At 44.1% G+C, this 12,107-nt stretch carries 8 protein-coding genes; 5 read left to right on the forward strand and 3 right to left on the reverse strand.

Annotated features, from left to right (window positions below; genetic code table 11):
• Nucleotides 1–122: 122 nt before the first annotated feature.
• On the reverse strand, nt 123–1,760 hold the full coding sequence (locus tag JGK39_RS29275) for a hypothetical protein (RefSeq protein ID WP_293298434.1): 1,638 nt from the start codon (nt 1,758–1,760) through the stop codon (nt 123–125).
• A gap of 157 nt (nt 1,761–1,917) precedes the next feature.
• Here JGK39_RS29275 and JGK39_RS29280 point away from each other — a divergent pair, with 157 nt between their 5' ends.
• From JGK39_RS29280 to JGK39_RS29300, 5 genes are all read left to right on the forward strand, one after another.
• On the forward strand, nt 1,918–2,169 hold the full coding sequence (locus JGK39_RS29280) for a hypothetical protein (protein WP_293298436.1): 252 nt from the start codon (nt 1,918–1,920) through the stop codon (nt 2,167–2,169).
• A 1,199-nt stretch (nt 2,170–3,368) separates the two neighbouring features.
• Complete coding sequence (gene mobV, locus JGK39_RS29285; protein ID WP_293260363.1) at nt 3,369–4,526, forward strand: MobV family relaxase; 1,158 nt, start codon at nt 3,369–3,371, stop codon at nt 4,524–4,526.
• Between the two features lie 509 nt (nt 4,527–5,035).
• Complete coding sequence (locus JGK39_RS29290; protein WP_293260366.1) at nt 5,036–5,866, forward strand: ParA family protein; 831 nt, start codon at nt 5,036–5,038, stop codon at nt 5,864–5,866.
• Between the two features lie 631 nt (nt 5,867–6,497).
• Nucleotides 6,498–7,652 carry a ParB/RepB/Spo0J family partition protein gene (locus tag JGK39_RS29295; protein ID WP_293260369.1) on the forward strand — a complete coding sequence of 385 codons (1,155 nt, stop codon included), beginning with the start codon at nt 6,498–6,500 and terminating at the stop codon, nt 7,650–7,652.
• 84 nt (nt 7,653–7,736) lie between these two features.
• The gene (locus JGK39_RS29300) at nt 7,737–8,462 is read left to right on the forward strand and encodes a hypothetical protein (protein ID WP_293260372.1); all 726 of its coding nucleotides are present in this window, start codon (nt 7,737–7,739) and stop codon (nt 8,460–8,462) included.
• 162 nt (nt 8,463–8,624) lie between these two features.
• Here JGK39_RS29300 and dnaB read toward each other — a convergent pair whose 3' ends face one another.
• Complete coding sequence (gene dnaB / locus JGK39_RS29305; protein ID WP_293298438.1) at nt 8,625–9,992, reverse strand: replicative DNA helicase; 1,368 nt, start codon at nt 9,990–9,992, stop codon at nt 8,625–8,627.
• A 558-nt stretch (nt 9,993–10,550) separates the two neighbouring features.
• Nucleotides 10,551–12,023, reverse strand: a complete 1,473-nt coding sequence (locus JGK39_RS29310; protein WP_293298441.1) for a hypothetical protein — start codon at nt 12,021–12,023, stop codon at nt 10,551–10,553.
• Nucleotides 12,024–12,107: the final 84 nt, after the last annotated feature.

Consider the following 12,107-nt stretch of genomic DNA (forward strand, 5'->3'; position numbering starts at 1 on the left):
GCCATCACAAGATTGACAAAACTTATATTGCCGATGCCAGCTCAAATTCACTCATCTTTCTAAATGCTGTTTTCTGACTTTTTCAGCAAGCCCTAAATATAATCGATCGCCCGCACAAGAGATTACTTAACTTGCACTTTTCGATCGCTGCCTTTGCGTTTCCACAACAAGCAGCCGAAAATTGCAGCCGCAGTTACTATCCCTCCAATTTCTGAAGGCTCGGGAACAGGTTCAGCACCATCGATCGCCCGCATTTTAAACGAGAACTTATCCCGATTTGATTCTAATTTTATTGGGAATGCTAGAGGGTTAGTCGGCTCGATTGGTGCATCGATACCGAGTACGCTAAACTCCGATACGCCGTAACCGAGCAAAGCCACAAAATCCACTATTTCATTAGGCTTGAATTTACCGATTTCTTGACCGCCAACTGCGATAGAAAAAAGTTCGTCAGCATCAATACCGCTGGGCAAACTGAGAATTTTCGTAAATAGCGATGGTTCGGTTGGCTTGGGATTAAATGCGATCGGACTTGACCCAACAATATCCTCGCCGATTTTGAACGCAAAACCCGCCGAGGTTGGCGGGTCAAACCACAGGCGATTTGCTACATTATTAAAAATATGCCAACCATCCTCAAAACGATCGGGTAATACAGGATTACGCTGAGAACTACCGCTGATGGGATCGAGCAGAAAAGCATGATTTGCACCAGTCTTGCTGTTAATCCCTTGACCGACAATTTGACCGCGATCGTTAATGCCGCTGATTTGCTGTAAAAACCACCCAGAATCAGCAGGAATCAAACTGTTAAGGTTAGCCATTTCCCCGTCTTCCCAGATTAAACCGTGACTGAGGCTGCCATTGACACTTGTGTTACCAAAACCGACTGCTTGTCCTTTATTATTAATTGCAACCCCGTAATTGACATTGCCACCGAGAGTTTTGAGTTCTGTAAGTTTACCGTTTGACCAGATAACAGGTTTACTTTGCTGAGTGTTCTTATCTGCAGAATAGCCGATCGCCTGTCCCAAATCGTTGATATCGTAAGCAATACTGTCGTTGTGTCCGTCCAGAGTTCCCAAGTCCCTCATCCTGCCGTTTTCCCACAGGAAAGCATGAGTTATGCCGAAAACAAGACCGGAATAACCAACTACTTGCCCTTTGTTATTGATACTCATAGCCCCACCATTGAAACCAAGAGTACCGAGATCGGTCATTGTACCGTTTTGCCATAAAAAGGGGTTAAATTTATCTTGAGCAATGTTAAACTTACCAACTATTTGCCCAACATCATTGATGTCACTAGCGCTACTACTAATGCCGCCAAAATAACCGAGGTCTGTCCTTTGACCGTTTTCCCACAAATAGGCATTATCCGTCCAATTATCGCTGAGATAGCGGCCCACAACTTGACCGGAAGTGTTGATTTGGTAAGCCCAAGTGCTGTCGGTAACTTCAGTCAATTGACCGTTTTCCCAAATCCAACCCACACCATTTTTACCCATTACCACTTGTCCGAGATTGTTGATACTGTAAGTGTTGCCGGGGCCGAGGTCTGTAATGGCATAGGAGGAAAAACCTGTATGGATACTGGCGGCGCTGACTGGTTCAACTGCGGTAAATCCCAATAAAGTAAAAGCAGTCAGCGACAGACAACTTTGAACAAACCCGCAAGAGGAAGTTTGTTCAAACATTTTTTTTAATTTTTTCACTTGCACCTCAGAGTCGATGGTTGGGTTGGCATTGCTTGTTTGCATAGAAAACGAGTTCCCTGTATATCTATCAGGGTGTCGATCGAGATTTTATGCGCTGACGCGACAATTTGTTACAAAAATTTACTAAAACTTACGCCTCGCCGTCCAGAAACCGAGTTTTCTACGACAATACTAGGTTCCAGAATGATAATCGCTGTCGGTGGGAGAGTCCACCAACGGCGAACTCTCCCACCGACAGCGATTATTCGATCGTCATTATTATTCAATTACATTTCTAGACATTGCGGGTATGGCTCAAGGGCGAAAAATTTTGAAGCAAGCGGTGTTGGAATTCCTAGTTCACGGGCTGCGCTACGTATTCTACGCCCAACCAGGTTCCCTCTCGCGGGGACTGCCAACGGCACATTCTGCTGAACCTTTGCAAAGCAAGCTGGTTTGTTTCACCATCTGAGGTTTATATCTAGCCCGACCCTGAGGGTATCGTGAGAGGGCAGGCGATCGCGCCTCTGTACCGTTCAGTCCCCCAAGCTGCCAAGAACGATCCAAAACTTTATGCCTTACTCAGCTTGATTGACGCTATTCGAGTCGGTCGGGTGAGAGAACAACGTTTAGTTATAGGCGAACTTGAAAAGCTGCTTGCTTGAAAATAAGGGAATCGGCGGGTATCACAATAAACTACGGTTTTTCGATCGACAATTTGCACAATATTTTTAAAAAAATGTGCTTAATGATACCGATTCGTAGCAGCAACCAAATTCGGGTTTACTACGATCGAGCGATACCAAACTGCAACCAAACTTGACTGATAAATACTAAAACCACACCAAACTTGACGTGACAACATTCGTTCGCAGTTCGTCTATTTTCGTACACTTTCATCTCATTTTGCTCTGCGAACGTTATACTTTTGTCTATTAACGTCACACTTAGATCCATTTTAGTCTATTTATTAAAAATTCATACATGACAAGGATTACAGGGGTTTTTAGAACGTAAAAACTTGCATTTAATAGCAAGCAAACCTTGCCCAAAACCCAGATACAGACCAATGCTACAGGGGGGCATGGATGCAAAACTTGCGCGTCTTTACTTACTCCGCATGGCACCATTTTTCACTATCTCAATTACCGAATACTTGGGGGTATCAAAATCTCTGTTTTTTCCGACGCAAATGGAAAACCGAAAAACCGAGGTAAATCAGTCTAAGCAAGCCAGTTGTAACCAATAAGCGTGTTCGGCTTGCTGTTGGCGATCGCAATTATTTTTGTGGCTTTAAGTCAGGAGCGACTATGATGCTTGTTACGATCGACTCTGAGGACTTCTCTGGTTCGAGTTCGCCCCACCTACAATATGCAAGCAACACCCAAAAAACAATTGACCTTGAAGGCATCCTCTAACAGGGATTCTCAAAAGCATATAGCCTTTCTCTAAAAAGTGAGGTGCCCATTTTGCGATCGAAAGCTTGATACTATAAGGGTTGCAGCATACCTCGGCATACCTCATATGAGAGCTTGAAACGCTATAAGTCAAAAGCAAAACTTGGGAACCAGGACACCACCATAAAAACGATCGACCTTGAAGGCATCCTTTAACCAGGGATTGTCAAAAGCATAAGAAAGCGAGCAAAACTTGGAAGGTCAGGACACCGCCATGTTTCATACACCACAGGCCGTTTTGAGAGTTGGAAAACTTAAATCGATCGAATGTTTGAGAACAGCGGCCAGACATAACAGCCGAACCACTGTCGTACCAAATGCTGACGAAAACAAGACTGTTGAAATCCTGCAAGGTCAGACTTCGCCCGAAGCAGTCATAGAACTAGCGCAAGTAAAAATTGGCTCTCAAAAAATCAGAAAAGATGCAGTAATTGCCGGAGACATCCTCCTGGGGGCTTCCCCCAGCTACTTCAGACCCTCTTGCCCGGAAAACTACGGGTACTGGCAGCAAAAGCAATTGGTTCTATGGACAGAAGCTTCAACTAACTGGCTTGAAGAACACATAGGGAGCAACATCCTTCAAACCAGTTTGCACCTTGATGAAGCCACTCCCCACATCCACTGTCTCTGGGTGCCTATCAACAATGAAGGAAAACTGAGCTACAGGAGTACGGAGTTTGGAGGGACAAGAAGCGGCTTGAGCAAACTTCAAGACAGCTATGCCGCCGCCGTTGCCCACTTGGGCATCGAACGTGGCATCAAATTCTCGCCGGCACGGCATCAAAAAATCCGACAGTATTACACTGCTGTCAACTCCCAAGAAACTGTATTAGATTTAAACTTATGGCTTCCCTCACCAGAACCAGAAGAAACTGCCACCAATTACAGGTCTAGGTCAATTGCTTTTCTACAGCCCGGTTCTGACGCGCTCAACCAAATGCTTGCAGAACGGCAAAGGACTGTAACACAACAAGAACTCGAACGAGAAAAAGCTATCCTCGCTCAAAAATATAGGGAACAAGTGGAGAAAGAACTGGTTGCTGAAAAAGCAGCATTGATTGCAGAAGAAGAAAAAGTTGCTCTCCTCTCCCAGTTAGCCGGCTGCTGCTTCGTTCTGGCGAATTGTTTGCAGGCCGAGCTAAAAACCAACGAGGTCATAGGCTCAGAGTGGCAGTTCCGAGTTCAAAACGGCTGCATAGAAATCAAAAACCAACACGGGTTTAATTTACAAACCTCACGCACGGATTTTACACGATCGATCGCAAAACTTGCAAAGACCGAGTTGCAACAGTTGGCTGACTTCTCTAATTTGTTGCAAGACACAGTGTACGATCGACTTGCGAAGCAGAAAAATGCGAACTTAGAACTTTAAGCCGAAGCAAAAACGATCGCTGAACTCTAACTCAAGACGATCGCCGGATAGTTGCCCTATGCCTAGTTGAGATTTCGCTATGGCAACACCTGTTTCACACACATCGTTCTCTCCCAACAGCAAGCTCAAGTCCTAGGTTTTTAAGCCGAGCCGTGCTTCTGCTACATAAAAATGTTGGGGCTTTTTCTCATTGATGTCGTTAATGTCAGAAAAAGTCTATGAAACTGCGATAAGAGTATCATCTCAATTTCGTCTCTAATTCGCTTTTGAGGTCGATCGGCTAAAACCAAATACGGGTAGTTAAACTTTTCAGATGAATTTAATTTCGCGAATTTATGGCAGATACAGGCTGTGAAAGCAAGTCAGATTGCTCTTATCCCAAGCGAACTGGGCTAAAACCCACATCTGAATAGTATTTGAATCTGGTTATCGCAAATTTTCTCATATATCGATATATGACTTACCAGATCGCTCTACAATCTTTAAATCATTTACCTCAATTTAACACCATGCAAATTCGATTAGCAGTCATCAGCAATGCTGGGGGCAGCGGCAAAACCACACTTTCAGTCCACCTCGCCTACGAACTGGGTTTGAGAGGTTTCCAGGTAGCCATCATGGATCTAGATCCCCAAGGCTCGCAGACCCTTTTTTGCGGGCTGATGCCACCAGAACCAGAACACACGCTGTCCGCCGTACTCCGAGACGGCTTCAATGGCTCTTGGCCCCTCACTCCTAGCTGGACTTCCCACACCAATAATGTAACAGTTTGTCAGGGTGGAATGACGCTGACACAAACAGCAGACGAGTTAGTTTTGCACAAACGTGGCGCTTACCTTCTGAGCGATTGCCTGACCGACTATCCCCTAGAACACGACCTGATAATCTTTGATTGCCCCGCCACGTTAGGCCCTTTGCCCCTAATGGCCCTAGCTGCCGCCACTCACATAGCAGTGCCGGTGCAGCTCGAACCAAAATCAATTCAGGGCGCAGCTCACTTATTGGAATGGTACTACCACCATTGCAAGCACCTGCGCCTCAAGCCCCAGCCAGAAATTCTCGGATTTGTACCTAACCAATATGATGCAAAACGAGCCACCCACCGACAACTTTTAGAGTCCTTGCCGGCTCAATTAGAGCAGATGAATATCCGCACTTTCCCCGCGATTCGGGACAGTGCAGAATTTATCAACGCCTGCGGGCAGGGATTGCCTTTACACATTTATCGCCCGCTTCATCCTGCGTTGGGCGACTTTAAGGAAATTGTCAAGCACGTAGCCAGTTTGATGCCAGATAAAGTTACTTCAGCAGACAACCAAAAGACCAAAAAGAAGAAGTAGCAGGACTTACGCACAGGCTCTATCGCAAGTCGGCCAAGGCCGAAACAACCGCCCAAGGTATAGCAACCGTTTGGGCAGGGGCGGATATTAATGATTGCTGAAACCTTTGATATGCAAGCATTTTACCCCTGAGTCCTGACTCTTGACTCCTGATATCAATTCCGGTTGTATCGGAATAATTAAACCGCAGAGAACGCAGAGGATAAAGAGAAAGGGAAGAAAGAGACGAATAATTCCGATGCCAACAGATTTGATATGACTCCTGACTCCTGACGAATGCTATAAATCTGGATTTGTCCCAGTGCCGACTCAATGGAGGAAGATAACGGTCGAATGCTTGGATAAAATGACGTAAAAGTTTGGTCAAAAATTCTGAACACTGTCCCATGCCACAGCCAAACTCAATCGGGGCTGATGCTCAAACGGCTGGCAAATGAATAGAACTCAAATGGGTTTCATAGGGTACGCAGCAGGCACATTACTACTGCCGGGACATTACTACTATGGATAGTATAAAAATCGACTCATGTAGCGTAAGTCCTAAGCCTAGTTCTATTTTCGACTGTCAATTGCTTCTGTAAATAAAGCAAACTTTCTTTTGTTCACTCCCGATCAAAAATCTTAAATCATTATGGCCACCCGTAAAACTCCCGACTTGACCAGTTACTTTTCAGCAGCCAAGCAATCCATGCAGCTATCCGAGGCAGAGGAAGAAATCCAAAAATTAAGAACCGAAGTTGAAGAGCTGCGAAAGTCCGGTGCTGCCGAACTTGAAGCGCAGCTAGCTGCTCTGCGAGAGCAATTGCAAGTTGCAGGAGGGGTTCTCTCCGTTCCCCTCGACCAAATTCTGCCTAACCCCGAACAACCCAGGCAGACATTTTTGCCTTCTAGTATCGAATCAATGTCGCGCTCCCTTACTAGCGACGGGCAGCTAGAACCCATCATCTTAATTCAGCGGGGAGAGTTAGTAATCTTCGATGGAGAGCGACGCTGGCGTAGTGCTAAAAATCTGGGCTGGCCAGCTCTGGAAGCTGTTATTATTCCAGAGCCAGCATCTCTGCATCGCAAGGCGCTACTTACCTCTCTGCATAGAGAAGACCTCAACCCCCTAGACAAAGCTGAGGCGATTGTCCGCGAGTTAACTGCTTCTTCTGACTTAGAGCCTGCAAATATCCCCCGCATTCTCTCGACTGCTGTGCGACGGTTGAACGTGCAAAAGCGCATGAATTTGGTTTCTGAGTTGGTGAGGGCAACGCCTGAAGAACAACGACAAGGTTTGGAGGTTTTAGACTTAGATGAGCAAGAGCGAACTGTAATGGAAGGTTTACTGGATTTGCAACTCAATCCGGCTTCAATTGATGCCAATATTTTTCCCATGCTGTCAATTGCGGCGGATCTAAAACTGGCGATTCGGAGCGGGCTCAAAGGGGTTCATGCTATGGCTCTCTCTAAACTCTCTGCTAAGAATTTGGGAGTTTTACCAGAAGAGGCGGAGTCCATTCGAGTGAAGGCAACTAACCAAGTTTGTACCGAGAAATTGTCGGCTGCTCAAACTCGTAAATTGGTGAAGGAAATTATCAGTTCTAATCTCGCTAAGTTTCCAGCATCTGCTCGGCAACTCAAGCAGGTTAAACTGGCTGCTGGGAATTTGAAGAAGCTGTCACCACAGGTATTGGAGGAGTCTGAAGTTGAGCAACTTGTGGAATTACAGGAGGTTTTGCGTCAGAAGTTAACGGAAATTGAAGCTGTCTTGAAGCAAAATGCGATCGCCCAAAATTCTAAGTAAACTACTTCCACACTCGCCGAAGGAACATTCTTAGCTTTTCATAATTTGATAGTACAACTTTTAACCCAAATGAAGGTCAATCAAATGACTCAACTCTATGACATTCTAGCAGAAATTAAAAACCAACCCACCCAATATTTAGGGCAAACTTCCCTGCCTCACCTGTTCATGTTTTTAAATGGCTACAAAATAGCAAAGCGAGATTTACGCATCTCAATCACTTCAGAAGAACAGGAGTTTTATCGAGACTTTCAACCTTGGATTCAGAAAAAATTAAAAGTCAAAACCGTTAACTCTTGGGCAAACATCATTCAACTTTTCTGCATCAATGATAGAGAAGCCTTCAATTACTTTTTTGAACTCCTTGCAGAATTTAACCAAGGAGAAAAACCCTCAGAACACCCCTCTCTCAAAGAATATGCCTGGAAAAATCCTCAAGCTACACCCTCAATTACAGCAGACAACAATTTTTATCAGCTTTTAGATAAAATTAAAGCTAGACCCGCCCTTTATCTTGGCAAGCGTTCTATTTTTAGTCTGCAAGCTTTTTTAGATGGTTACACTTTTGCCTGTCGCCAACTCGCAATTCCTGTTACTGAACAGGAACAAGAATTTGCCGAATTTCAAGACTGGATAGAAAAGCAATTTAACCAGCCATCTACTCAATCTTGGGCGCGAATTATCCTTTTTTATTCAGAAGATGAATCCCAAGCGCTTGATACATTTTTTCAGCTATTTGAAAATTTTTTACAACGCGAATCCTCGCTTGATGCCGACACAATCTCTCGTCACCAATTGTACCGAAAATAGTAATAAAAAGTAGCTAAATTCAATGCTTGAAAACTTATCCGAAGAAGCGCTTGCCCAACTTCGTGAAGAAGCCGAATCTTTGCACCAACAAGAAAAAAGCCCAGTCTAACAATTTTCAAGGAAGTACAGATTAGGCTGCTGAATGTCAGTCCAAAGGCTGTGTCACCTTGCCAATTGCCCAAGTTTATAGATATTCCGAAACCGACAGCATTCCGCATCAAACAGCAACTTAACCGTTCCCGTCCCGCTATTCCGTCCTTTCAACGCAATAATTTCAGCCGTTCCCCGATCGGGAGAATCAGGATTATAATAATCGTCCCTGTAAACCCCAAGGACAACATCCGCATCCTGTTCAATTCCACCAGAGCCACGCAAATCCGATAAACTTGGACGTTTATTTGTGCGAGCTTCTACCCCCCGATTAAGCTGAGAAAGCAACAAAACAGGTACATCTACCTCGCGAGCCAAAATCTTCATCTGTCGGGTAATTTCGCTGATTTTATTGACAACATTTTCATCCGCCGAATTCACCATCAGTTGCAAGTAATCAACAATTACCAAACCCAAGGGGCCGCGCTCACAAACAAACTCCCTAACTCTGGAACGAATCTCCAAAGGAGATGGTTCCAAACTTTCGTCTATCCAAAAATCAGCATCGCTAACTTTCCCTAAAGCCGAAGCTAGCACTTCGTACTTACCAGCTAGGTTAACTTTCCTGATATCTTTCACCGACACCCCACTCTCAAGTGCTATTAGTCGCGCTGCCAAGTCCCGACCTGGCATTTCCATCGAAAACATCAAAACTCGACCGTTCGTGGGAAGGGAAGCAATGTTGTAGCCAAGGGCACAAGCCAAAGCTGTTTTGCCGCTGCCGGGGCGACCTCCTATGACAATCAATTCACCTCGGTAAAATCCCCCTCCCAGTAGGTCGTCGAGGTCGTAAAACCCTGTGCTGATTTCAGGAAAGTAGTTAGCAGTCTTCAAGCGCTCTTCCTCAATTTCATCTAGATATCGCCAAAGCTCCCCGCAGTATTCCGAGAGAGGCTGAATAGCTTTTTGTCGCTCTTCTTTGTACTTATTGAGGGCAAAAATCTTTTCCTCGACTTTATTTAGTATCGCACCTAATTCGCTGGAAGTTTCGTAGCCAAGCTGTACGATGTCATTACCAGCTTTGATAAGTTCGCGCCGGACAAACTTGTCCACGACTAGCCAAGCATATTGGTCGATGTTGACGGCTGAAACAGTCCGGTCTACAAGCATTGCCAGTTTGGTTAGACCTCCTACTACTTCCAGCAGGTTGTGGTTGTCGAGGAAGGTAGTGATGTTCATCAAATCTGTGGGCTGATCCTTAGAGTGCAGCGCTAAAGCGGCCCGATAAATATGTTGGTGAACTGTAATTGCCAATGCTTCGGGATGTAGAATATTTGCGACTCTTTTAATGGCAATTGGATCGATCAGAATTCCGCCTAAAACTGCTTCCTCTGCATCAATATTGCTCGGCATAATTTTGTCAACTAAACTGACTGCCATGTCTGGTATTCTCCTTTAATTTTGTTGCTAATTGAACTGTGGGAAAAAGGGCGTTACTGCTGCAACGGTATGAACGACTCAATATTAAAAAATGAAGCAAGCGAGTCAGTCAATATAGCTGAATTTTTAAGTTATCTATTTTCATACCCCGATCGAGCAACGCCGAAAAAGTTGTGTAAAGGATTAAAAGCTATCTAGATAGGTTGGATAATCACTTTCTTCACAACTAAGCTATGGCCCAATACCGTTTACTTAAGAAGAATCTGACTTGTAAAAAATGTCTGTATTGTCTAGAAAATCGTCAGATGAAATTCCTAAAAAAGCGTTAAGTAAACCGTATTGAGGTATGGCCTTTATCAAAAAAGTGAGGTATACCCACGGAGTCCTATGCCCTATGCCCATGAGTACCTGATATTTCTGAACAAGGCTATAAATAGCTAAGGAATGGCAATGAAATAACTTAAGCAATTTGCTTGTTGCTTGTTACCCGGAAGAGCCTGGTAAAGCCGTCCGGAGGCTCTCCCTCCAGCAGGTGCTGAGATTATTAAATTTTCGTTCCTAAGTAGTAGACAATTTGCTCAGAATTTGCTTTGCTTGCTGAGGAAATCGCTGTATCCACTGCAAGTAAATTTGCTGTTGAATACCTAGCGATGCGAAAGCTTCTTCGCCTAGTTCTTGGAACTGTTTGAATAACTTTTGGTGAGTTTTTAATGGCATATACTGAGGGTCAATATAATCCTCAGTTATTCTTGTTGTATGTGCAGAAGGAGAATTTTTTGGAACTGGAGAGGAGCCTGTTGAAGCTGGAGACGAAACAACATTTGCTGGGTTCGAGTTTGGAAAACCGTTAGTTTGTTCCCACCAACGACCTCGCAAACAGTCAACGATCCATCCTGAAGGGTTAGATATTTGCTTTGTTTGGCTTCTGATTTGCAGCAGGTTTATGGCTGCTTGGATTTCCTCTAAGTTGTACTGCAAGACGCAAACTCTCAATTCGGGATTCATCCCTCCTGTGGCTTGCATAACTATCTCGACTATCTGAGTCGCATCGGGGTTGGTAATTGCAACCGCTTCAGAGTTAGCAATTGCATTAGGGTCGGCAATTTCAGTCATTTCGGAATTGACAATTGCAACGGCTTGGACAATTTCAGTTACATCAGGATTGGCAATTACAACCGCTTCAGAAGTGGAAATTGCAACCACTTCGACAATTTCAGTTGCTTCGGAATTGACAATTGCAACGGCTTGGACAATTTCAGTTACATCAGGGTTGGCAATTGCAATCGCTTCAGAAGTGGAAATTGCAACCACTTCGACAATTTCAGTTGCTTCGGAGTTAGCAATCGCAACCGCTTCGACAATTTCAGTTACATCAGGGTCGGCAATTTCAGTTGCTTTGGAATTGGGCATTACGACTGGTTCGGCAATTTTAGGGACTTGAGGATTAGCAAAGGAAGATGTTTCGGGATTTAACTGGACAGCTTTGTTGGTTATTGTTGGTTCGGCGCCAGAGATTCTTTGATCGTCGAGGCTGTCGAGTTTTGTGGGTAGTTTTTGCGGGGGTTCAGAGGTCAAACCTGTTTGTTCTGAACTGCAAGGTATTGTCGCATCGTCGATCGCTTGAATCTTATCTGAATTAGTTTTCAGACATTCAGTTGTTGGAGCGGAATATTTATTCTCATCCAAAATTTCTAATTTTTCTTGTAAATTTTTATTTGACTGACTGGTTTTGGTCTGGACTTGAGTAGCAACTTTTGGTTCTACATTTTTTGGTTTTATATTTGCCTTGGCTAAATTTTCTTTTTCTTCAAAAAGATTTAAAAAAACAGCAGCAACATTTTCAGTGCTTTGCTGTCCTTTTTTATCCTTTGTAAAGAGTACGGCACCATCAGGGTTTGAACCTTCTGTTTGCTCAATTTTTGACTGTTGGCGTTGATTTTTTGATTGGTTGCTCAGTTTTTGGAATTTTTGGTGGGTATGAGTAAAGGGGCGAACGTCGCCCAGGTGCTGTACTGCTAAGTAGTTAAGCAAAATTAATTACATAATTATCTCCAAATTCTTTAAGAATTTTTTCTACAGATGAAACAAGAGATTGCCAGCTAGAGTAGGCATCTA

It is taken from the genome of Microcoleus sp. PH2017_12_PCY_D_A, from assembly GCF_020738565.1.
Taxonomy (GTDB): Bacteria; Cyanobacteriota; Cyanobacteriia; order Cyanobacteriales; family Microcoleaceae; genus Microcoleus.